The sequence below is a fragment of the Flavobacterium sp. DG1-102-2 genome (assembly GCF_033042555.1).
Taxonomy (GTDB): domain Bacteria; phylum Bacteroidota; class Bacteroidia; order Flavobacteriales; family Flavobacteriaceae; genus Flavobacterium.
Window position 1 is genome coordinate 110,423 of the sequence record NZ_JAWLIK010000003.1, and the last position, 21,357, is coordinate 131,779.

Consider the following 21,357-nt stretch of genomic DNA (forward strand, 5'->3'; position numbering starts at 1 on the left):
GTCTGCTATTTTTAAGATAGGCTTTATTTCTCATCAGCTAAAAAATTACTGAACCACAGCCCCGATTGTTTTATGGTGCGCTGCTGTGTTTCAAAATCAATGTGGATAAGGCCAAAGCGGGCGTGATACCCCTCTGCCCATTCAAAATTGTCGGTAAGGCTCCATACAAAATAGCCATGCACGTTTGCGCCGTCCTGTTTGGCCCTGAGTATCTGGCTAAGGTGATCCTGTATGTATTTGGTGCGAAGTTCATCGTTTACCTGCCCATCGGTTAGGGTATCAGGAAATGCGGCACCATTTTCGGTAATAAGTATCTTTTTTATGCCTTTATATTCACTAAATTTTTTCAGCATATGGTAAATAGCTTCAGGATACACTTCCCATTTCATTTCGGTGATTAGCGGTACTTTACGTTTCTCGGCAGAAACCAGTGCCGCGCCTATGTAAGGCGTAAGCATAGATGACCGTACTATTTCGCGCGTATAGCATTGCAGGCCTATAAAATCAAAATCAAAGGCCATAGCTTCAAGATCGCCCGGCTGCATATATTTATTAAGCTTGTTCAGTACGCGCAAATCCTCCTGCGGATAGCCCATACCCAGTATAGGCTCTATAAAAGTGCGGTTAAGCAGGGTATCAACTCGTTTTGCGGCGTCAATATGCTTTTTCTTGTCTGACAATGGTTCTATATACGTACATGAAAAAGTAGTGCCTATGTTAGCTTCAGGAAGTATTGACCGTAATATTCTTCCGCCTGTTGCTGTAGCTAGCGTAACATGATGAACAGCTTTGGCAAAATTGCCCAGTCCGCGCCTGCCCGGCGCATGGATTCCTAGAAAGTAACCCGCCCCTGTAAATACTGATGGTTCATTTACCACCATCCAGTTCTTTACCCTGTCGCCAAAGTTTTTGGCACAGAGTTCAACAAATTCGGCAAACCATTTTACAATTTCGCGGTTTGTCCACCCGCCTTTAAGTTCCAGTGCATGAGGCAGGTCCCAGTGGTAAAGCGTTACCCAGGGTTCAATACCACATTGCAACATATGGTCTATAAGTGTATTGTAATAGTCTATCCCTGCCTGGTTAATCCTGCCGGTACCGTCGGGCAAAACCCGTGACCAGCTTATGGAAAACCTGAAGTTGGGAATGTTAAGCTGTTGTATAAGCTCAATATCGGTGTGGTAAGATGTGTAAAAATCGCAGGCCGTCTGTGCGTGGTGGCCGCTTTTTATCTTGCCTTTTTGGGCAGTAAATACATCCCATATAGAGAGTCCTTTACCATCGGCATCATATCCGCCTTCAATCTGGAAGGCAGCAGTAGAAACGCCCCATTTGAAATCTGTTCCAAACAGGTGTCTGTTCAATCCTGAATCATCCTGTATCTCCATCCAAAAACAACGTGTAAGCTAATTCTCCTGATGGATATTAATGTATGAAAGTAGACTGCATGGCCTTTAAGAAAAGCCATTCCCTAAAAGAGATAAGATATTTTAAAAAGAATGATTTCATGTCTCTTATTTTTTAGTAAATTAAAAACAGAAACGTGAAGTGGTGTTTATGATAAGGTTAATAAAATATTAATTATCAGTAGTTTGTGTTGTATTGTGTAACAATAAATATCCGTAGCGCTTATTGCCACGGATATTTTATTTATGCAGAATTGTTTTTTGACAAACGATAATAAGTAGCCAGATCAGTTGAAGAAAAATTTTCGAAACCAACCTGACGCAGCATTGTTACAAGTTGTCCGCGATGATACGTGGCGTGGTTTATAAAATGCGAGAATGTCTGCCAGAATTCCATTTTCCATTCTTCTCCCCTTACTTTAAATATAATTTGTTTGCGGTATTCTTCTTCGGGGTAATGTTCTATAAAATCCTTTAATTGTAAAGAGGTTTTTGTCCATATTTTCAGCAGATCATTTTTAGTGCCATCAAATTCTGCGGACAAAAACACAGGATCAGGAATGTTTTTCCAAAAGTCTATCCAGATTTTTTCCGCACTCGCTATATGAAGAGCTGTTTGCTTTATGCTGTTAAAACTACTTGTAATGTTTTGTTCCCAGCGCTCTTCACTAATCTGGTCCAGCCACTTGATTATCTTATTGTCAGTCCAGGCAATATAACCGGCTAAGTCTAAAAAATAACATTTATCCATTTTTGTCAGGTATCTTAAAGCGACTGCATTACTTCGGTAAAATTGTTTTGTCCCCAGTGCTCAGTAATCTTGCCATTTTCAATAGTCAAAATGTCAATTACATATAGCGTGATCTTTTTACCGGTAGGGGCAATATCCATAAGCTTTCCGCTATGGATGCCCGAGATGGTCTTGCGGGTGGCAACTTTTTGGTCGTCGGCAACCATGTCTTCAATATTTACATGGATATCAGAGAAGGCGGCATGAAGAATGTTGGTGAAAAAATATTCCATCCCGTCAAGTCCGGCAGGCATGCCGGCAGGTGCCGAATAATTAACAAAATCTGCCGAAGCAATCTCCCTTAATACCCCCATGTTCCCTGTTTCAATCATTTCCTTGTTGTAGCGTACAACTAAAGCTTTGCTTTGTTCTGTACTCATAATTATTGTTTTTATTACGGTACAAATGTAGGATGGTGAGAAGGGTAGGGGTTAGTGCAGAAACGTCGTTTTATTGTAGCAAAAGGTTCATTTAAAGTGAATGCTTTTTGGAGTAATCGCTTGGCAAAATACCAAAATGCCTTTTAAATGCTTGTGAAAATGCCGAATGGCTGTTGTATCCTGCATCAAGATAAAGGTCTGTTGGCCTGGCTTTTTTGCCTTTAATTTTTAATGCTGCCATTTCAAGCCTGCGTTCCTGCATCCATTTTGCAGGAGACGTTTTGTACACGCTGTTAAAATGCCTTTTAAAAGTAGGCACACTCATATTGCATAAAAAAGCAATCTCTTTGACCGACAGGAAATTAGAAAGGTTTTGTTCTACAGCTTTTTTTAGGGTTTCGTGCGATGTCTTTTCTGGGGCATACGGCTGAAAGCTATTAAAGATGTCAGGATAGGCGTCAGATAAATAGAGCAGAAGTTCACTTACTTTTACCTTTGCCATAACCCCGCTTATTTTATTGCCCGATTGTTGTAAATGCTGAAGGGCATCTACGTAGCTGAGTACAAATTTATCCCTCGGAAAAAATACATGAGATTTCTGTTCAGCAGCAGATTTTTTCTTTGGTAAAATTTCTTCAAGCAGGCTATTGTCAAAAAGCAGAATAGTGCTTCTCAGCATAGTATTTTCGGCAAAGCGTTCGGTAAAAATATAACTGCCGCCCGCCAGGAGCATAATGGTATTAGGCGTTACGTGTATGGCTTCACCATTACTATAAATGAGTTTTTCACCTTCGGTTATAAGGCTTATCATATTTTGCTCCAGCCTGCTCATTTCTTTTACAATGGGTGTGGCCGATGCATAGGGCACGACAGATGTTTTCCCAACTGCAGCATCCGGGCTTAGCTGTCCTTCAAAAGAAATGGTTTCCATTAGTGTTTTGTTATGGAGCAAATGTAAAGAAAAGTGATTATTTGGTATCTACAGTTACCAAACAATAAGCTTCATGAAATAGTCTATATCGTTAGCATATTTTTCTTCGGTAATGCTAACGCCAAGCAGGGTATAGGCCTCATCTTCATGGCTGCCCTCTATCTCAAAGCTGGTGCTTGCCTGGTAACGTTCAAAGAATGAGGTCAGGTCAAAATTATCCAGTTCGCTTTTAGGCAGCAGTACAAAATAATCTATTAGTGTCTCTTCGCCTTTAAATGTAGCTTTACCTTCAAAGGCCTTTAGTTCTTCGTAGGTGTCTTTTGCGTCAAGGTATTTCATAATTTATTATTGTTTGGTTGATTGATGGGAATAGTTTGTCGGCTCCGGATACCGAATCAACAAATAACCAATTAGCTTATTTTGAAAGCCACTTATATAGCTTTTCTGCATTTTCTTTTGTGAATAATCCTGTTCCGTTGCCCATGGTCGCTGCAGTTCCGCAGGCAACGCCCATGCGTGCCATCTCGGTTACAGAGCCACCTTTAGCAAGTACAGCTACCATTCCTGCCACCATGCTGTCTCCGGCGCCTACGGTAGTCTGTTTTTTAACCGATGGTGCATTTACATGTATGCACTCATCTTTAGTAACAACATAAGCACCCTGCGGCCCCATTGATACCGCAACGATCTCGGCAGCGCCTTTGTCTACAAGCTCTCTTGCAGCTTCATCTGCCGACTCATTATCCAGTTCTTCTTTGCCAATAAATTTACTCAGTTCACCAATATTGGGCTTTACAAGATATACGCCTTCCTTAAGGATAGCGGTAAGCGCATCGCCCGATGTATCTGCTATGACTTTTATCTTTTTGGCTTTAAGCTCTTTTACAAGGTTTATCAGAAAGTCGGTGGATAATCCTTCTGGCAGGCTGCCGCTTATCACGACAATTTCCGGTAACGGATCAATAGCGAATATGGCTTTGTGCAGGGCATCGGCTTCTTTATCTGTAATTGGTTCGCCGGGCATCCCAAAGCGGTATTGGTTGTTGTGCGACGTATCTACCACTATAAAATTCTCCCTTGTTTCGGCAGCTACAGGTACAGGTTCAGAATTTATGTTTTCCTTGCTAAGCAGTTCCTGAAGCAGTTCGCCCGTCCTGCCACCTGATGGATACAGCGCAACAGAAGAAATCCCAAGGCGCTCAAGGCCTCGGGATACATTTATGCCACCGCCTCCGGCCTCATAAACAGGCATAGAGCAGCGAAGTTTTTTTTCGGGTTGTAGCTTATCTACCGTACTGCTTTTGTCTACAGTAGGGTTAAATGTTATGGTAAGTACTTTTAAGGTCATTGCGATATAAAGTGTTGGTAAGCTAAATGTACCGCTTTTTACTTTATATGCTGCATAAGGTATTGTTAATAGTAAGGCCGTGAAGTATTAGGCCTGGTCTAAAAATCGTTCAAGAATGCTGTATTCATTGCTTAATTCAATGTAGTAGCATCCCTCAGGGATTTCAACATCCAGCTGCGAAATCTGTTTGTCGCTAAATCCGCGCTGTTTCAATTCATCTTTTGTGTGCAATAGCACTGGCTCATCACCTACGTAATACAAATTGTCATTTGTTTTGCTTATTTCAGCAACCGGGCCGGAAATTCCGTAGTCCATGGAATTATACAATAATTCTTTTTCCAGTTCCGTTTCAGACAAATTGTTCAGCCATAGCTTTAATTCTTTTAGCTTCATTTGAGTAAGGTATTAATTTTTGGTACAAGTATTTTTAGCCGGGGCAGGCCGTAACTCTTTAATAACAAAGATTTAACGAGTTAAATATAGATATAATTTATATGTGTAATTAATTTTGATAGTATTATTTTTATTTGATGTATTTATGATGTAGTACCAACAATAGTCCTGAAGGTAAGATTAATTCGCGGATGCTTAATTCTAGCCGATTTAGGTAACATGTGCAGCCAGTTGGCCTGCGTTTCTCCCTTCATTACGAGTAAGCTTCCGTTGTCAAGAACTGTCTCTATTTTCTCACCGGTCTTCTTGTGCCTGAAAACGAATTTTCTTACAGCGCCTAAACTCAAAGAGCTAATCACGGTGTTTTTTCCTAAAGACTTCTCATCGTCGCTGTGCCAGGCCATGCCTTCGGTGCCGTCATGGTAAAGGTTTAAAAGGCACGAATTCAACATTTTTCCACTGGTTTTCTCCACCTTTTTTTTGAGTTCCAGCAGCTCTTTTGTCCACGGCAATGCCGTTTTTGTGGTGCGCGAATAGGTGTAATCATAAGTATCGTCACCATACCAGGCTACCTTTCGTTTGGTTACAATTTTCCTGCCATAAATTATGGCTTCGTCGTGCTGCCACGGAATTTTGTTTAGCAGCACCTCATAGTAATGCTTTGCTTCGGTTTCGGTAAGTATGTGTCCGTAGTAAATAACCTCGCCATCATACGGCAGCAGGTTTTGCTCTTGTTCGGTATCAAATAGGTTCATTAATTTAGTTTTAAGGTCTTGCTATAAACAAAAAGACAGCCTGCAAAGTTACAGGCTGTCCTTATAAAATTAGGATTATATCTACTGTTTTTTCATGACAAGATAATATCCTGTGTCTTCTAAATTATATTCATAATTGTATCTGGAATATAATAGTTTCCATTTTACCTTACCATCTCCCATATCTGAAACAGAATATACATTTTTTGTGTCAGAGCCTTTATAAGTATGTTCCATGGTCAAAATATGGTCTTCATATTTCCATCTGTTTTTTTGGGTATCTTCAGGAGGCTTTCCTGAACAAATTTCTTTGGTAGAAAAACTTCCATCAGCATTTAAGGTGTATATTTCACCTTTAAATTTCCCCCCTTCGCAGGGCTCTACATCACGAAGCGGCGTTTTTCTGCTTGCCTTTCCCTGAAGGGTTTTCCATTGACCTTGCATATCCGCAGATGTAAGTTCATGCCTGTCATTGCCACAACTTATGGTAATGACAGTTAATAACAATAGAGCTATTTTTTTCATTGTTTGTTTTTATAAGTTTCTTAAGTTAAGATGACAATACACCTTGTAATGCAAATATATATTTGTGGAGGCATTATTATATAAGCAAAAATACCTGTTTTTGATTGTAATGAAATACCTGCTGATGGGTATTTTGAAAAAGCATAAAATTTATTGAATATTTTGTACCTGACTGCTACCAGCTTAAAGGCCGCCCGCCTTTTAAAATTATCCTTAAGATAACCTATGGCTTGTGCTATCCTGTTAAAATTTATGCTATTTTGCTCTTTCATGGTTTATATGCCTTTATTGTATCACAAAGGTACTTTGCAGCACTGGCGGCAGTAACCCGATTCTTGCCGATTTTTGCCTGTTAAAGATTTCAATAAATGTACATAAAGTTGCGTTATAGCACACAAGAAGATAATTTCGGTATGAGAAAGATAGACAACAGGCACATCGTATTTCACGTTTTGGTAGCCCTTTACTTTTTATGGATGGCGGTTTTTGGCTCGCTGCTGGGTATGGCACTTTTTAATGCATACGGCAATGCAGATGCAGTGCTTGCATCGTTATTTACAAACTGGATCTTTACTAATTTTATAATGGGGCTTATCCTGTTCCTTGTAATACGCCTGTTCAGGAACAGGACGCTGCTGGACAAAATAATACTTTACACGTATTTTTTTATGGCAATTTCCGCTATAGTGGTTGTATTGCTTATTGAATAAAAAAAAGAAAATCCACCTGACATGGAGTGCCGGTGGATCTTCTAAATAACCAATTCATAACCTAAACCTATACCTTATAGACGCTAAAAAACAAAAAGGTTGCGTGGTACTGTAATTTTTTTTATTTTTAAGAAAACTAATGATGCCAGGTAAAGTTGTAACGTGCAAAATACCAGCAGCATTTTGACCAAAAGCAGTAAAAAAATACTAATCTCCTAATTGCGCAATTACACACATACATTTTTATGGATACTTGGTTCTATATATGTATATTTGCGTTTATTTTATGACGAATGGATAAGAAAACAGAAGAATTTTATGCAAGGCTAAAACAGGAACTTACCGATTCTACCCTGTGGCCTTCTGAATATTTATTTAAATTTATTGTGCCGTCTGTTGCAGGCAATGTAGAAAAAGTGGAAGACGCTTTTGATAACCTGGGCGCAGTTATAGAAACAAACCAGTCTAAGACCGGTAAATACACAGCTGTTTCTGTAAATGTAAGAATGGTAAGTGCACAATCTGTTATAGATAAATATATTGAGCTCTCTACAATAGAGGGTATTATATCATTATAAAGAAACCAGAAAACAACACATGATCCGATACAATTCTGAAGAAGCCGTTAACTTTCTTGAATACAATGCCGAAAGGCCCCATCTTATTATACCTGAGTATGGGCGCCACCTGCAAAAACTTATTGAGCAGGCAGTAGCGCTGGAAGACAGGGACGAACGCAACAAAGCGGCAAAATATATCATATCGGTTATGGGGAGCCTTAATCCGCACCTTCGCGATGTGCCCGATTTTCAGCACAAGCTTTGGGATCAGATTTATATCATGTCTGATTTTAAACTGGATGTAGATTCTCCATATCCTACACCATCAAGGGAATTATTGCAGCAAAAGCCGGAAAGGCTTGCATATCCTCAAAACTTCCCGAAATATCGTTTTTATGGCAACAACATCAAATATATGATTGATGTGGCTAACAAATGGGAAGATGGCGAAATGAAGAACGCGCTGGTAATGGTGATTGCAAACCACATGAAAAAATCATTCCTGAGCTGGAATAAAGATACCGTTAAGGATGATGTGATCTTTGAACATCTTTACGAACTTTCCGGAGGAACGATGAATCTTCAGGCTACCGAAGAAGAACTTTCTACGTCTACAGACCTGATGAGGGTTAACAAAAAACTGAGCAACAAGACCCAGTTTAATAACCCAAAACAAAAAATGCAGCACAAAACCAATACAAACATCAAGAGAAGGCCAAAACAACAATAACAAAACCAAAAACATAAAATTCTATTATTACACTGCATGGGAACATTTAAAATTGAAGGAGGAGCACCGCTAAAAGGTGAAATTACGCCGCAGGGCGCAAAAAATGAGGCATTGCAGGTGTTGTGCACCGTGCTTCTTACATCCGAAAAAGTAACCATTTCTAACATTCCTGATATTATAGACGTAAATAAGCTTATTACTTTATTACGCAATCTGGGTGTTAAGGTAGAAAAGCTTGCTCATGGCTCTTACAGTTTCCAGGCAGATGAGGTAAATCTTGCTTACCTTGAGTCTGAAGCCTTCAAAGAAGAAGGTAAATCGCTAAGGGGATCTATCATGATCGTAGGTCCGTTATTAGCCCGTTTTGGTAAAGGGTACATCCCTAAGCCGGGTGGCGACAAGATAGGCCGCAGAAGGCTGGATACGCACTTTGAAGGTTTTATTAACCTGGGCGCATCTTTCCGTTACAATAAAGAGGACCATTTTTATGGTGTAGAAGCTAAGAGGCTAAAAGGTACGTATATGCTTCTTGACGAGGCATCTGTAACCGGTACTGCAAACATCGTGATGGCTGCCGTACTTGCCGAAGGCACTACTACAATATATAACGCTGCCTGCGAACCATACCTGCAGCAGCTTTGCAACATGCTTAACCGCATGGGGGCAAAAATTACAGGAATAGGTTCTAACCTGCTTGTAATAGAAGGTGTTGATACCCTTGGCGGATGTGACCACCGCATACTTCCAGACATGATCGAGATAGGAAGCTGGATTGGCCTTGCGGCTATGACGCGCAGCGAAATCACCATCAAGGATGTTAGTTGGGATAACCTTGGCGTTATACCTAATACCTTCAGGAAACTTGGTATTACATTAGAGCGCAGGGGAGATGATATCTATATTCCTGCTCACACAGACGGTTATGAGATTCAGAACTACATTGACGGTTCTATCCTTACCATTGCAGATGCTCCCTGGCCGGGCTTTACGCCAGACCTTTTAAGTATCGTTCTTGTTGTAGCTACACAGGCAAAAGGAGAGGTGCTTATCCACCAGAAAATGTTTGAAAGCCGTTTGTTCTTTACAGACCGCCTTATAGATATGGGGGCTAAGATCATTCTTTGCGACCCGCACAGGGCTACTGTTATAGGGCATGACTTTAAGTCTACATTAAAAGGTATAATGATGTCTTCACCCGACATCAGGGCCGGTATATCGCTGCTTATCGCTGCGCTCTCGGCCAAAGGTACAAGTACCATTCAGAACAGCGACCAGATTGACCGCGGTTATGAAAGAATTGACGAAAGGCTTCGTGCCATTGGTGCTAAAATTGAACGTTTCGACTAATTTAGTTGTTTACCATACTTAAAGAGGCTGCATTGTGCAGCCTTTTTTTATGTAGATTTGTAAGGCAACCTCTGATTTATGAAAGGCATTATTTTTACAGAAACGCAGCATTTTGAATTTTGGGACATATTTGTTGTCCTGATGATTCTTATTGCCGGTTTTTACGTCTTTACAAAACGCAGGCATCGCAAAGGCAGGCCTGTAAACACGGCGCTTTATAAGGTTATCCTCTATACGCTTTTATGTCTGCCGGTTCCGTTCCTTATGCTTAACCTGTGCAGGCTTGAAACCAGGATTGACGAAGAAGGTATCAAAGTAAAATTCTTTCCTTTTGACAATGAAGGGAAATCTTACTCATGGGATCATATCAGGAATCTTGATGTAGGAACGTATGACCCTGTGCTTGATTACGGAGGCTGGGGGTTGCGTAACGGTGCATACAACACATCTGGCGATAAAGCGCTTTTTATACGGTTTACAAACGGAAAACATTTTTTGATAGGTACGCAAAAGCCCTCGGAACTTAAAAGAGCATTACTTAAAACAGGCAAGCTAAAATAGGATGGAACAAAATGAACCTCTTTTTTACGAAGAACAATATTTCAGGCAGTGGTGGATTTTTATACTGCTCGCCGGTATGTGTGGAACGGGAGTATACGGAGTAATCACTCAGGTTTTTATGGGAGAGACCTTTGGCGATAAGCCAATGGGCGATGTTGGGCTCATTATATTTTCTGTTTGCATAATAGCCCTGACGATATTCTTTTATATGCAAAAGATGATTACCAAAATAGATGAAAGGGGAATCTACATTAAATTTCGCCCCTACCATAAAAAGTGGCGGCTGTATGAATGGCAAAGGATAGCGCATTGTGAACTGAAAAAATACAATCCTACGTTTGAATTTGGCGGCTGGGGCATTCGCCCGGGCGTTAACAGCGTGTCCGGCAACAGTGGATTGCTGCTGCATTTTAAAAGCGGCAAGCCAAAACTTATGATAGGAACGAGGAAGACAGAGGAGATGCAACAGGTATTACAAACACTTAACCAACTATAATTATGGAAAATCATTACCAGTCTAACAATCCGCAGGCAGAATTTGAACGCCTGAGACAAGAGCAAAAGAGAAAGAACAGGAAGAAGATTATCATTATCTTATGCTGTGTAATCGTGTTTTTTACAGGAATTGCCGCGCTGGTATTTTCTGTTATGAAAAATTCTGATGCCTATACCGCTGCCGAATATTATATAATGCACGACCCGCAGATAAACAAAGAAACAGGTGGTATAAAAGAACTGGGTGCTTTTCCTTCGGGTAACATAAATACGGTAAACGGACATGGTAAAGCGTTGCTGACTATAGATGTAAAAGGCATAAAAAAAGACGTTAAACTTACCATGTATCTTGAAAAACATTCAGGCGGAGAGTGGAAGGTGCTTGAGGTTAGCGAAGAGTAAAATGTATCAACCTAACAAACATTATATCATGAAAAAATTATTATTGGTGGCTTTGCTGTTTGCTGCTGTTCATACTAACGCACAATCAAAAAATACACCCGAATCAGCAGATATACCTTTTATTGAAGTAACAGGGCGGGCTGAAAAAGAAGTGGCGCCCGATATTATCTATGTTGGCATCACACTATCAGACAAAATTACAGGCAAAGGAGCTGAATATACTATAGGTGAGCAGGAAAACAGGCTGAAAAAATTGATTGCAGGCTTAAATATAGATATGTCAAATCTTGTTCTTGCAAGTGCTTCTACAAACACTATAGTGAAAAAGGAAAAAGAAAAAGGTGTTGCACAACGTAAAGAATATATAGTTAAGCTTTCTAATGCAGGACAGGTAAACCAGCTGTTTGAAGGATTGTATAATAATGAGATTAAAGATGCCAGGGTAACAAAGGTAGATCATACCAGGATTGTTGAATTGAATAAAGAAACGCGCATTAGTGCTATTAAGGCGGCAAAAGATAAAGCAACTTATCTTTTAGAGGCTATAGGTGAACAAATTGGCAAACCCCTTGAAATAACCGAAAAAGGACAGGTAGGTTATAATTCAGGCTCTTCAAATATGTCAAATAGTGTAAATTATTACTCCATAGGTGGAGGAGATGCAGAAGAAAATACTGAATTTAAAAAGATCAAGATAGTATTTGAATATTTTATAAAATACAGCATAAAATAAAAGCAACTACAAACTATAAACAGTATAAATATGAGCAATAAAATAACTGTTGCTGCAACAATAAATGCAGATGTTAAGACGGTTTGGGATTATTATACGAACCCTGAACATATTACAAAATGGAACTTTGCCCATGAATCATGGCAATGCCCGTGGGCTTTGAACGATATGCGCGTGGGCGGAAAATACAGTGCCAGGATGGAGGCAAAAGATGGAAGTTTCGGTTTTGAATTTGAAGCTGTTTACAACGAGATTCATGAGTGTAAAGACTTTACTTATACTATGCCCGACGGAAGAGAGGTAATAGTTGTATTTACAGAGGACGGCGATAGTACAACCGTAGATGTGACCTTTGATGCCGAAAACCAAAACCCAGTAGAAATGCAGAAAGACGGCTGGCAAGCCATACTGGATAACTTTAAAAAGTACACCGAAGAAAATTAATTTTTCCGTAAAAAATATAAAGGGCTGTCTTATTATAAGTACAGCCCTTTACTATTTATTGTTTTGCAATCTCAATAGCTTTATCGAGTACTTCATCTCTTCCAGCCTGAATGCCTGCTATTGTAGGATGAATTTCTACATTCGGTACTATGCCTATGCGCTGTGTTTCGCGTCCGTCAGGATAAAAGACGCCAAGCCCTGTAAAGCACGTCTTGAAGCCTCCGGGAAAATCAAAAAAGTTGGTTATGTTGCCATCTGCTCCGGCTGTCTGGCTGCCTACAACCGTAACGTTATCTGCCACCTGCATACCCATAGCGGTAAATTCGGCGTGGCTTTGCGTTTCTTCGTTTACCAAGACGACAATTTTACCTTTAAACGCATTTTTGTTATTTTTCATCCCAATTTTAAAATCATCTGTCCATATAAACTTGCCGGGATAATTAAAGTCGGGCTGTGTAAATTTTACAAATGGTTTTCTTTCAGACATAATATTCCTCGCTACATGATACATGGTCCCATTTGGATAATTGCGTATATCCAGTATTAACGATTTGCAATGCTTAAGGCTGTCATACATGGCATTTACATCTTTGTGTTTAAGGGCTCCCATATTAACGTAGCCAATGTTTCCGTCTAAAACTTTGTACAATGTTTTATTACTGTCGTCTCCCCACTTGTATTTAAGATCACGGTAGTAATAACGGTTTATTTCTTTTTGCGATACAGTTCCATTTTTTTCAAGGGTAATTTTTGCCTTAGTGCTGCTGCCGTTAAATATGCTGTAGTAGGCGCCTCTCTTCTTTGTCGCCTCGTTAGATGCCGACAGATACTTATAGTTCTTCTGGAAAATATTTTTGATGTCGATGCCATCTACATGTGTAATAACATCACCAATAGCTATTCCATCTTTATCTGCCAATTCTTTGTTGTAAAAGCCTGTTATGACAGCTTTATCGTCTATAAGCTTAAATTTAAATGGTGCCCAGTAGTAGCCATAGTGTTTGGTTACGTGCGGTGGATTGATCTGGGCATGGGTATCATTGATATCAGCAACAGTTTCAGTTATTGCTAACTGGTATTCAAGCGCATCCTGTGCGTTTTTGTACTTAGGAATCATTTCTGTAAGTACATCGCCCCATTTTTTATCGGTCTGGTATTTGTACGGAAAGAAATATTCAATGAGGTTCCAGTACCTGAAAAGTGTCAGCATCCTGTACCCTTCAGAAGGATACGCAAAGTCCTTGTATTCAGGCTCATTGTTTACGGCTATCTGCCCGGCTCCTCCATTTTTTACATAATGTTGTTTTCCCTGTTTACGGTTTGCTTCTATATACTTAAGCTTCGCAGTAAGTTCAGGTGTAAAAACAGCATCATTTTCCATCCATGCCATGCTAAAGTTTTTTTCAAAACGTTCGCCTTTTTGCTTTGCACATTTTTTGCATACAGGCACTTTGCCAAGGCCATCAATCCAGTTGAGATACACCTTGCTTAGTTCTTGTTTGTCTTTTACCTGCTCTACGACAGGCAGGAGTTCGATTAGCTTGTCATCCCAATTGTATTTTCCTGCTGCTACCTGCGGATGGTAGTACTTTAAAAATCCCCAAATGCGCGCGGTAGCCTCCAGTTTTTGGGTTTCGGTAAGCGTTTGTGCTGTAACAGCCTGCAGCAGTAATAATGCGATACATGTTATAGTAGCTTTCATATACGTTATAAAATTAATTAGTCAAGAAAGAAGTGGAGCCCAAATACAATTCCGTCTTTTTGCACACTGCCCTGGAAAGAGCGCACGTAATCAAGCCTTAAAAATCTGAACGGACCAAAGCCAATGTTGTCAAAACCGATGGTTGCTTCATGGTACGGTTTATAATCGGGCGTGGCAATGCTGTGATAGCCTGCAATAAGGTGCCACTGCAATACATTAAGCAATGGTATCTTGTTCATTATATAGCCTTTAAAGTTATGCTCTATATGGGTTTCAAAATAAGCATTGTTTGTACTGTGGCTGTAGTAGGGTAATAAATTGAACATATCAAGGTAACTTTCTTTTGTGCCTACTTGAGTCTCATTACCGTTAAAGTGCTTATAGTCCATAAAGGCTATCCCATCGGCATTAAAGAATTTGCCGGCCTTAAGGCTGATGCCAAAGTTCCCTTTATTGTCTATCTCTGTCTTGTAAGATGCCTGTGCCGATATCAGGTCATAATTATAGCTGCTGTTACTTGCAGCAAATCCTTTTTCATATAGGAACGAAATTTCAGGAACACTGTTCTTGTAATCATACGACAAATAGCTGCCGTAATAGACAGGAGCGTCTTTTTTAAATAAAATCTTGCCGTAAACAGATGCCTTTAGCATATTGTGTTTTTCAAAAGGTGCCGAGGTATAGTTATACGGCTGAAATGGGTCGTTTGAGGTATAATCATGGTCGTTTTTAATAAATACCCAGTCGGCATTATTGTAAAGCGGCCTTCGGCGCAGGTATTCAACGCTTCCGCTCATAAGGATTTTTTTAAACAGTGTCCTTGAGGTAGCTATTTTGGCAAATGCCTTATCATACAGCTTCATGTAGTTGTCTTTAAAAAACAGGGTACTGATACTGTTGATAAAAGGGGAGATGGGTTCGTTAGGATTAAACTGCTCAATGGTATTACCTCCCGAAAAAGTGTAATAGCCCAGCTTGCCAAAACTTTTTGAAATTTGCCCGCTTACCCTCAAACGGTCTTCGGCAAAGCCATAATTGAACTTAGCCGACGCCGAGAATGACCTTTTCGTTTTAGGATTATAATAGCTAAAAGCAACATCAGATGTCAGGTTCCAACCCTGGACGGTATTGTACGCAGGCTTATCTAAAAGTCCCGAATAGTTGAACACCATGTGTCGTATAGAATCATTTTTATAATACCTGTAACCGCTAATCACGTCAAAAGGTTTAAACCTGTTGGCATTAGTTATTACCGAATCCTGATATACTTTAGATTTCCTTACTGAATGAATACTGTCCTTCTTTTTGTAGTCGGCTACCTCGTCTATGCTTAATGGTACAGGCCTAGTCGTGTTCCAGTATGCAGTGTCTTTTTTAGCCGATTCTTTTTCTACGATAGTTAGTTCTTTGCTGAAAATTTCTTTTTCAAACTTTTCCTGGAATACATAATTACTGTACACGTGGGTATATTTACCATTAAATGTCATCCCGAAAATCCCGGCGGTAAAATCTATGTTTTGCGAGTTTTTAGCCCAGATACCCGTGGTCTGGTTATAGCTAAAGTTTTGCTGCAGGTTAAACTCTTTTATAATAGGCTGCTGTACCCTGTATCCTTTGGTAGAAAGGTCTACTGCGTAAATAGCCCAGCTGTCTTCCACGATATAAATGTAGCCTTCAAAAACCGGTTCGCGGTCACGGCGGGCTATTATCTTTATTTTATTGATCTGTTGGTTGTTTTCGTCAAAAGTGCTGCCTTCAAACTTGTACTTGTAGTAGCCGGCGGCACCTTTAGCAATAGGCGATATCATCTTTACATCTTCCACTTCAATATAATCGTCATAGAAGTTGTAATTGTTCTCATGGGCATTGTTGTAGCTGTAGCCATTATCGCTGCCGCTTACCCTTGAAGCTATTATACGCTCTTTTATCTTCTGCGGATAGTCTACTGTAATGTGTGATACGGTTTCGGCAAGGTATATCATGCCGCTCCCTGTAGAGTCAAGGCCTTCTTCTTCGGTTTCTACCTTCATTCCCATGATTTTTTTAGGAATGTTCTTTACCCTGTACACACCTTTAGAATAAAAGTCGGCTTCAAAGCGTCCGCTTTTCTCGGCATTGTATTTTCGTTTTGCAATCGCATTGCGGATTATGGCATAAGCAGGATCTTCACCTTTAGAAATGGTCAGTTCCTTCAGCTCATAATTATCATTCTCAAGCGTTATGTTTAGTGTATGCGGAAAGCTGTCTGCCTTAGTGGTAATCTTTTTAGTCTTAAAGCCTAATGACTGGAAGATTATGGTATGGCTTCCCTGGTTTTTTACAGGCAGTTCATAAGCACCATCTTCATTAGCGGTTGTGCTTACGTAGGTGTTTTGTATGCTTACACTAACAAAAGGCACGCCTTCTCCGGTTGTTGAGGTTATTTTTCCCTTTATCTGGGCATGTGTTGCAAAGGTAAAAAGCAATAAAAGTAAGGTTAAATATTTGTGCATGGATTTGTAAATTGGTTATAGTTATGGTGGCCTCTCTGTAGAGAGAGGAAAATTGGTTTGGTAATTAACCAAATATTTATTCGAACAGATCTAAGAATTTAAGCCCAAAAACAATAGCATCTGACTGGAAGCCGCCCTGGTACGAACGCACATAGTCTACACGCAGCATCCTGAAATTGCCTATGCCTATGTTGTCAAAACCTGCGGTGTACTCCTGGTAATTCTTGAAATCGGGAGAAGAAGCCATGTGAAAGCCCACAATAAGATTCCATTGCAGGTAATTAAGCACGGGTATCTTGTTCATTATATACCCTTTAAAGTTATGCTCTGCGTGCAGCTCAACATAAGAGGTATTGGTGTACAGGCTGTAATATGGAAGGTTATTAAACCTGCTCAGGTTCTGCGCACCACTGTATATGTGGGTTTCATTACCGTTAAGGTGTTTGTAATCTGTAAAAGCAATATCATCGCCATTTAAAAACAAGCCCGCTTTAAGTGCAACACCAAAGTCGCCTTTGTTGCCAAAGTTTGTTTTGTAAGAGCCGCCAAGGGTAAAATAATCATATTCATAATCCTTAATGCTGCTGCCAAAAGCTTTTTCATACCTCATATTTAGGGTTGGATACTCGCCATAATTCAGCACGCTTTTTCTTCCGTTAGGGAAGCTTTTGTATTTAAGCCCAAAGTTAAAGTTGGCGCTAACAGCTGCTTTATATAGTGTGTGGGTTTGGAATGGTGCCGATTCATAATTATAAGGGTTTAGCGGATCATTTGACGTGTAATCGTGGTCATTTTTAATAAATGTCCAGTTGGCATTATTGTATAACGGCCTCCTTCGAAGGTACTGAACGCTGGCACCGATGGTATTGCCAATACCTATTTGGGTGTTGTAGGATAGCGCTGCAAAAGTCTTGTCAAACAGTTTCATGTAATTATCCTTAAAGAACAGCGTGCTGACTGAGTTAACAAGCGTACTGATATTTGACGGATTAAACTGCTCAATACTATTACCACCTGATAGCCAGAAACCGTAAGCGCCTACATATCCGTTTACACGCAGGCGTTCTTCGGCTATGCCATAATTAAAGTTCGCTACTGCCGTAAAGCTCTTTTTCTTAGACTCGTCTTTTTCTTCAGGATTCAGTGGTATGGCAGCAGCAACTTTGGTATCCAGGTTCCATCCCTGTACGGTGTTGTAGCCCGGTAATTTCAGCACACCGTCATAAGTAAACCTCGCATCTTTGCCATTCCTGTAGGTATAGCCGGTAAGCACATCGGCAAGGTGGAATTTGTTAAGCTTATGGTTAATGGAGTCTTTATAAACCTGAGAGTTTTTACGTTCCTGTATGCTGTCTTTCCGTGTATAGTCGGTTGCTTCTTCTTCGGTAAGCGGAATGGGGCGCATGGCGTTCCAATATACAGAATCTTTTTTGTTGGCCTCGTCTTCAATTACAATGACTTCTTTGCCAAAGGTCTTTTTCTCAAATCTGTCATGAAAAACATAATTGGTATAGATATGAGAAAACTTACCGCTGAATTTTATCCCGAATCCTCCGGCTTTAAAATCAAATGTCTGTGAGTTTTTTGCCCAGATGCCATTGGTCTGATTATAAGTAAAGTTTTGCTGCAGGTTCATGGTTTCCAGGAACGGCTGCTGCATCCTGTATCCTTTTATATCAACATCTACGGCATATATGGCCCAGCTGTCGTCTACAATATAAATATAGCCTTCAAAAACAGGCTCTTTATCACGGCGCGGAATCAGTTTTATCTTATTGATCTGGTTGTTGTTCTCGTCAAAAAATGTACCCTCCAGCTTGTATTTATAGTAGTTCATGGCACTGCCTGCAATAGGCGATATCATTTGTATGTCATCAAAATCTACATAGTTGTCATAGAAGTTGTAATAGGTGTTCATGGCAGTGTTGTAGCTGAAGCCATTGTCGTTACCGCTTACTTTAGAGGCGATGATACGTTCCTTCAGGTTATCGGGCTGCTCAAAAGTAATGTGCGATACCGTTTCAGAAAGGTAAAGGATACCGCTTCCGGTAGAATCTACCATGCCATCGGGTACTTCTACCTTGAGGCCCATTATTTTTTTTGGAAGGTCTTTTACCCTGAAGATACCTTTAGAATAAAAGTCGGCTTCAAAACGTCCTGTCTTCGCCGAGTTTTCTTTCCTGTGTGCAACCGCCTGCCTAATTACGGCATACGCCGGGTCTTCAGCGTTAGAAATGGTAAGTTCTTTAAGTTCGTAGTTTTCATCGGCCAGCACAACATTAAGCTGGTGTGGAAATGACTTTACATCTACAGGTACTTTTTTTGTCTTAAAACCTATCGACTGAAAAATGATGGTATATGTCCCCGGATTTTTTACGGTTAGCTCATACTGGCCGTTTTCATTAGCGGTAGTGCCTGTATACGTATTTTCTATAGTGATGCTTACAAAGGGAATACCCTCTCCGGTAGACGAAGTGATAATTCCCTTTATCTGCGAATGTGCAGCAGCAGCCAGCAGTAAAAAAACTGCGGTTAATAATTTGTGCATTGGTTAGTTATAGTTAAGGTTTAAGTTGTACTAAATATAAGACGAAATAAGGCTTACTATGGTTGCATCATGGGCTAAAAAATATTGGTTATCCTTAAAATAACGTGTTTGATTGTGTTTTCTTACAATTCTTCTGAAAAAATAATAACAATTACTTTAAATTTTAATAGCGATAACCTGTAAATACGATTTAAATTTGCAATTATGAGAGAAATAAGATTTAACCTTGCGAGCAGGCTGCTGCATTGGGCTATTGCCTTTACATTTTTGTATATCTTATTAACGGTGTTCCTTCGCATGGGGTGGATGAACAAAGGAAACATGGGTAACATAATCCACGAGAACCTCGCTGAACAAAATATTCCGCTTAGCAGTGACGATGCTGCTTCAATTGGTAAAAAAGTGCGCAAGCCCATGTGGGAAACCCATATTATTGCGGGCTATATAATGACAGGGCTTTTTTTGATAAGGATCATTCTTACCTGGATTCAGGGGATGGGGTTTGCCAATCCGCTTAAAGCGGGCGTATCTCAGTATGAAAAATTTAAGTCGTGGGTATATATCGTGTTCTACCTGTTCTTAGGCACATCGCTGTTTACCGGGCTTATGAAGGTTTTAGGCCCTGAAAGCACCGAACATATCATGGAAGAAATACATGTATTATCGCTTTATTTTGCTGTACCATTTATCGTGCTGCATACCTTTGGTGTACTTATTGCAGATGCAGGAAGTGACAGGGGCATCATCTCTAAAATAATTAGTGGGGATAAGCCGTTATAATCTAAAATAATACACGGTGATTGGAGAATTTATTTTTGAAGTTACAGCAGAAGTAATTGTTCAGGGTATTCTGTCTTTTATAGACTATCCCGGTGCATATATCCATTGGCACTTAAGAGAAAATAGATTTTCTTTTAAAGAAATCAGAGATCGATATTTTGGGATAAACCTTTTAATTTCCTGTGTTTTGTATGCAATTATTGTAGGCATATTTATCTAAATAGTATGCAAATTATAACACCTGCATCGCTTTTGTCCCTACCTTTGGGTTAAACATAAATTATTATGACCACCATACAGGATCTTAGGCTTGCTGTTTTGATTGATGCCGATAACGTGCCATACGCTAACGTGAAGGAAATGTTTGAGGAAATTGCAAAATACGGTACGCCAACCTTTAAGCGTATTTATGCCGACTGGACCAAACCTACCGTTGCCGGATGGAAAAAGGTACTTCTTGAGAATGCTATTACGCCCATACAGCAATACAGCTATTCTACAGGAAAGAACGCTACCGACAGCGCAATGATTATCGATGCGATGGATATATTGTATACCGGTAAGGTAGACGGCTTTTGCATTGTTTCGTCCGATAGCGATTTTACCCGACTTGCTACCCGTCTGCGCGAAGCAGGAATGAAGGTGATAGGGATAGGGGAGAAGAAAACGCTTATCCCGTTCATATCGGCCTGCGATAAGTTTATCTATATTGAGATATTGAGCGGCGGAAAATCAGATACCGAACATGATGACGATACTAAAGAACAGAAATCGGCTCCGGTTAAAAAAGAAACGATAAGCAAAGTTGACCCACGCCTTATAAAGCTGCTCCGCCAAAGCATTAATGACCTTGCGGACGAGCACGGATGGGCTTACCTGGGAGATCTGGGTAACTTCATCCTAAAAAAACAACCTGATTTTGACTCCCGTAACTATGGTTTTCCAAAGATGCTGGCACTTATAAAAAGCATTAATCGCTTTGAAGTTGATGAAAGGGATACCGGAAAGAGCAAGATCAAACACGTATTTGTAAAAAATAAATAAGAGGACTACTAATGAAAAAGCTGACCGAAGCAGTATTGCAAAAAGATACCACGGTAAACAAGATACAGTTTGATAAGGAATGGTTTTATTCTGTAGAAGATCTTGAGGATTACCTTAACGAAGACCTTACCGGAATAGAATCGGTTACGCTGCCTATTGTATTTGATGATGTAAAATATCCAACGAAATGTACCACCTGGGAAGACCTTGAGCGTTTTCTGCACAAAGATCCGGTAGAAGGTTTTAGAGGAAGTGTACTGAAGAACAGAAAGAAGAGTTAG

Annotated in this window: 25 protein-coding genes; 12 read left to right on the forward strand and 13 right to left on the reverse strand. The window is 40.0% G+C overall.

What is annotated here, in order from left to right:
* Window positions 1-23: 23 nt before the first annotated feature.
* The 10 genes from R1T16_RS05765 to R1T16_RS05810 all read right to left on the reverse strand — a co-directional run bounded on the left by R1T16_RS05765 (window position 24) and on the right by R1T16_RS05810 (window position 6,800).
* Window positions 24-1,388 (reverse strand): GH1 family beta-glucosidase, encoded by a 1,365-nt coding sequence (locus tag R1T16_RS05765; RefSeq protein WP_317500137.1) that lies wholly within the window; start codon window positions 1,386-1,388, stop codon window positions 24-26.
* A 262-nt stretch (window positions 1,389-1,650) separates the two neighbouring features.
* Entirely contained in the window at window positions 1,651-2,157 is a 507-nt protein-coding gene (locus R1T16_RS05770) for a DinB family protein (RefSeq protein ID WP_317500138.1), read from the reverse strand.
* A 14-nt stretch (window positions 2,158-2,171) separates the two neighbouring features.
* On the reverse strand, window positions 2,172-2,576 hold the full coding sequence (locus R1T16_RS05775) for an ester cyclase (protein WP_317500139.1): 405 nt from the start codon (window positions 2,574-2,576) through the stop codon (window positions 2,172-2,174).
* 91 nt (window positions 2,577-2,667) lie between these two features.
* Window positions 2,668-3,507 (reverse strand): AraC family transcriptional regulator, encoded by an 840-nt coding sequence (locus R1T16_RS05780; protein ID WP_317500140.1) that lies wholly within the window; start codon window positions 3,505-3,507, stop codon window positions 2,668-2,670.
* Window positions 3,508-3,561: 54 nt separating this feature from the next.
* Window positions 3,562-3,846, reverse strand: coding sequence for a hypothetical protein (locus tag R1T16_RS05785; protein WP_317500141.1), 285 nt, complete (start codon window positions 3,844-3,846; stop codon window positions 3,562-3,564).
* 76 nt (window positions 3,847-3,922) lie between these two features.
* Complete coding sequence (locus R1T16_RS05790; RefSeq protein ID WP_317500142.1) at window positions 3,923-4,855, reverse strand: 1-phosphofructokinase family hexose kinase; 933 nt, start codon at window positions 4,853-4,855, stop codon at window positions 3,923-3,925.
* An 87-nt stretch (window positions 4,856-4,942) separates the two neighbouring features.
* Complete coding sequence (locus R1T16_RS05795; RefSeq protein WP_317500144.1) at window positions 4,943-5,248, reverse strand: hypothetical protein; 306 nt, start codon at window positions 5,246-5,248, stop codon at window positions 4,943-4,945.
* A 143-nt stretch (window positions 5,249-5,391) separates the two neighbouring features.
* The gene (locus R1T16_RS05800; protein WP_317500145.1) at window positions 5,392-6,003 is read right to left on the reverse strand and encodes an alpha-ketoglutarate-dependent dioxygenase AlkB; all 612 of its coding nucleotides are present in this window, start codon (window positions 6,001-6,003) and stop codon (window positions 5,392-5,394) included.
* 81 nt (window positions 6,004-6,084) lie between these two features.
* Complete coding sequence (locus R1T16_RS05805; protein WP_317500146.1) at window positions 6,085-6,528, reverse strand: hypothetical protein; 444 nt, start codon at window positions 6,526-6,528, stop codon at window positions 6,085-6,087.
* A gap of 20 nt (window positions 6,529-6,548) precedes the next feature.
* Complete coding sequence (locus R1T16_RS05810) at window positions 6,549-6,800, reverse strand: hypothetical protein (protein ID WP_317500147.1); 252 nt, start codon at window positions 6,798-6,800, stop codon at window positions 6,549-6,551.
* A 141-nt stretch (window positions 6,801-6,941) separates the two neighbouring features.
* On the opposite strand from R1T16_RS05810, the gene R1T16_RS05815 reads away from it, so the two are divergent.
* From R1T16_RS05815 to R1T16_RS05855, 9 genes are all read left to right on the forward strand, one after another.
* Entirely contained in the window at window positions 6,942-7,238 is a 297-nt protein-coding gene (locus R1T16_RS05815) for a hypothetical protein (RefSeq protein ID WP_317500148.1), read from the forward strand.
* A gap of 293 nt (window positions 7,239-7,531) precedes the next feature.
* Entirely contained in the window at window positions 7,532-7,816 is a 285-nt protein-coding gene (locus R1T16_RS05820) for a DUF493 family protein (protein WP_317500149.1), read from the forward strand.
* 19 nt (window positions 7,817-7,835) lie between these two features.
* Window positions 7,836-8,528 (forward strand): DUF4290 domain-containing protein, encoded by a 693-nt coding sequence (locus R1T16_RS05825; RefSeq protein WP_317500150.1) that lies wholly within the window; start codon window positions 7,836-7,838, stop codon window positions 8,526-8,528.
* A gap of 36 nt (window positions 8,529-8,564) precedes the next feature.
* Window positions 8,565-9,875: a UDP-N-acetylglucosamine 1-carboxyvinyltransferase gene (murA, locus tag R1T16_RS05830; protein ID WP_317500151.1), complete on the forward strand. Its 1,311-nt coding sequence runs from the start codon at window positions 8,565-8,567 to the stop codon at window positions 9,873-9,875.
* 78 nt (window positions 9,876-9,953) lie between these two features.
* A complete protein-coding gene (locus R1T16_RS05835; protein WP_317500152.1) occupies window positions 9,954-10,436 on the forward strand; it encodes a hypothetical protein in 483 nt (160 codons plus the stop codon).
* Window position 10,437: 1 nt separating this feature from the next.
* Entirely contained in the window at window positions 10,438-10,932 is a 495-nt protein-coding gene (locus R1T16_RS05840) for a hypothetical protein (RefSeq protein ID WP_317500153.1), read from the forward strand.
* 2 nt (window positions 10,933-10,934) lie between these two features.
* Window positions 10,935-11,333 carry a cytochrome c oxidase assembly factor Coa1 family protein gene (locus tag R1T16_RS05845; protein WP_317500154.1) on the forward strand — a complete coding sequence of 133 codons (399 nt, stop codon included), beginning with the start codon at window positions 10,935-10,937 and terminating at the stop codon, window positions 11,331-11,333.
* Between the two features lie 28 nt (window positions 11,334-11,361).
* Complete coding sequence (locus tag R1T16_RS05850) at window positions 11,362-12,066, forward strand: SIMPL domain-containing protein (protein ID WP_317500155.1); 705 nt, start codon at window positions 11,362-11,364, stop codon at window positions 12,064-12,066.
* A 30-nt stretch (window positions 12,067-12,096) separates the two neighbouring features.
* On the forward strand, window positions 12,097-12,510 hold the full coding sequence (locus R1T16_RS05855; RefSeq protein WP_317500156.1) for an SRPBCC family protein: 414 nt from the start codon (window positions 12,097-12,099) through the stop codon (window positions 12,508-12,510).
* Window positions 12,511-12,565: 55 nt separating this feature from the next.
* Here the strand turns inward: R1T16_RS05855 and R1T16_RS05860 are convergent, their stop codons facing one another.
* From R1T16_RS05860 to R1T16_RS05870, 3 genes are all read right to left on the reverse strand, one after another.
* Window positions 12,566-14,212, reverse strand: coding sequence for a S41 family peptidase (locus R1T16_RS05860; RefSeq protein ID WP_317500157.1), 1,647 nt, complete (start codon window positions 14,210-14,212; stop codon window positions 12,566-12,568).
* Window positions 14,213-14,229: 17 nt separating this feature from the next.
* Window positions 14,230-16,704 carry a DUF5686 and carboxypeptidase regulatory-like domain-containing protein gene (locus R1T16_RS05865; protein WP_317500158.1) on the reverse strand — a complete coding sequence of 825 codons (2,475 nt, stop codon included), beginning with the start codon at window positions 16,702-16,704 and terminating at the stop codon, window positions 14,230-14,232.
* A 76-nt stretch (window positions 16,705-16,780) separates the two neighbouring features.
* Window positions 16,781-19,252, reverse strand: coding sequence for a DUF5686 and carboxypeptidase regulatory-like domain-containing protein (locus R1T16_RS05870; RefSeq protein WP_317500159.1), 2,472 nt, complete (start codon window positions 19,250-19,252; stop codon window positions 16,781-16,783).
* A gap of 204 nt (window positions 19,253-19,456) precedes the next feature.
* Between R1T16_RS05870 and R1T16_RS05875 the strand changes: the two genes are divergently transcribed.
* The 3 genes from R1T16_RS05875 (at window position 19,457) to R1T16_RS05885 (ending at window position 21,357) form a co-directional block, all read left to right on the forward strand.
* Window positions 19,457-20,032 carry a cytochrome b/b6 domain-containing protein gene (locus R1T16_RS05875; protein ID WP_317500160.1) on the forward strand — a complete coding sequence of 192 codons (576 nt, stop codon included), beginning with the start codon at window positions 19,457-19,459 and terminating at the stop codon, window positions 20,030-20,032.
* A gap of 285 nt (window positions 20,033-20,317) precedes the next feature.
* A complete protein-coding gene (locus R1T16_RS05880; RefSeq protein ID WP_317500161.1) occupies window positions 20,318-21,076 on the forward strand; it encodes an NYN domain-containing protein in 759 nt (252 codons plus the stop codon).
* A gap of 11 nt (window positions 21,077-21,087) precedes the next feature.
* The gene (locus R1T16_RS05885) at window positions 21,088-21,357 is read left to right on the forward strand and encodes a hypothetical protein (protein WP_317500162.1); all 270 of its coding nucleotides are present in this window, start codon (window positions 21,088-21,090) and stop codon (window positions 21,355-21,357) included.

Coding starts and splice junctions, on each gene's coding strand:
- R1T16_RS05880 (WP_317500161.1), top strand. CDS start 20,318: ATGACCACCATACAGGATCTTAGGCTTGCTGTTTTGATTGATGCCGAT.
- R1T16_RS05785 (WP_317500141.1), bottom strand. CDS start 3,846: ATGAAATACCTTGACGCAAAAGACACCTACGAAGAACTAAAGGCCTTT.
- R1T16_RS05820 (WP_317500149.1), top strand. CDS start 7,532: ATGGATAAGAAAACAGAAGAATTTTATGCAAGGCTAAAACAGGAACTT.
- R1T16_RS05810 (WP_317500147.1), bottom strand. CDS start 6,800: ATGAAAGAGCAAAATAGCATAAATTTTAACAGGATAGCACAAGCCATA.
- R1T16_RS05850 (WP_317500155.1), top strand. CDS start 11,362: ATGAAAAAATTATTATTGGTGGCTTTGCTGTTTGCTGCTGTTCATACT.
- R1T16_RS05770 (WP_317500138.1), bottom strand. CDS start 2,157: ATGGATAAATGTTATTTTTTAGACTTAGCCGGTTATATTGCCTGGACT.
- R1T16_RS05805 (WP_317500146.1), bottom strand. CDS start 6,528: ATGAAAAAAATAGCTCTATTGTTATTAACTGTCATTACCATAAGTTGT.
- R1T16_RS05835 (WP_317500152.1), top strand. CDS start 9,954: ATGAAAGGCATTATTTTTACAGAAACGCAGCATTTTGAATTTTGGGAC.
- R1T16_RS05765 (WP_317500137.1), bottom strand. CDS start 1,388: ATGGAGATACAGGATGATTCAGGATTGAACAGACACCTGTTTGGAACA.
- R1T16_RS05790 (WP_317500142.1), bottom strand. CDS start 4,855: ATGACCTTAAAAGTACTTACCATAACATTTAACCCTACTGTAGACAAA.
- murA (WP_317500151.1), top strand. CDS start 8,565: ATGGGAACATTTAAAATTGAAGGAGGAGCACCGCTAAAAGGTGAAATT.
- R1T16_RS05870 (WP_317500159.1), bottom strand. CDS start 19,252: ATGCACAAATTATTAACCGCAGTTTTTTTACTGCTGGCTGCTGCTGCA.
- R1T16_RS05815 (WP_317500148.1), top strand. CDS start 6,942: ATGAGAAAGATAGACAACAGGCACATCGTATTTCACGTTTTGGTAGCC.
- R1T16_RS05775 (WP_317500139.1), bottom strand. CDS start 2,576: ATGAGTACAGAACAAAGCAAAGCTTTAGTTGTACGCTACAACAAGGAA.
- R1T16_RS05840 (WP_317500153.1), top strand. CDS start 10,438: ATGGAACAAAATGAACCTCTTTTTTACGAAGAACAATATTTCAGGCAG.
- R1T16_RS05865 (WP_317500158.1), bottom strand. CDS start 16,704: ATGCACAAATATTTAACCTTACTTTTATTGCTTTTTACCTTTGCAACA.
- R1T16_RS05885 (WP_317500162.1), top strand. CDS start 21,088: ATGAAAAAGCTGACCGAAGCAGTATTGCAAAAAGATACCACGGTAAAC.
- R1T16_RS05845 (WP_317500154.1), top strand. CDS start 10,935: ATGGAAAATCATTACCAGTCTAACAATCCGCAGGCAGAATTTGAACGC.
- R1T16_RS05875 (WP_317500160.1), top strand. CDS start 19,457: ATGAGAGAAATAAGATTTAACCTTGCGAGCAGGCTGCTGCATTGGGCT.
- R1T16_RS05855 (WP_317500156.1), top strand. CDS start 12,097: ATGAGCAATAAAATAACTGTTGCTGCAACAATAAATGCAGATGTTAAG.
- R1T16_RS05795 (WP_317500144.1), bottom strand. CDS start 5,248: ATGAAGCTAAAAGAATTAAAGCTATGGCTGAACAATTTGTCTGAAACG.
- R1T16_RS05780 (WP_317500140.1), bottom strand. CDS start 3,507: ATGGAAACCATTTCTTTTGAAGGACAGCTAAGCCCGGATGCTGCAGTT.
- R1T16_RS05800 (WP_317500145.1), bottom strand. CDS start 6,003: ATGAACCTATTTGATACCGAACAAGAGCAAAACCTGCTGCCGTATGAT.
- R1T16_RS05860 (WP_317500157.1), bottom strand. CDS start 14,212: ATGAAAGCTACTATAACATGTATCGCATTATTACTGCTGCAGGCTGTT.
- R1T16_RS05825 (WP_317500150.1), top strand. CDS start 7,836: ATGATCCGATACAATTCTGAAGAAGCCGTTAACTTTCTTGAATACAAT.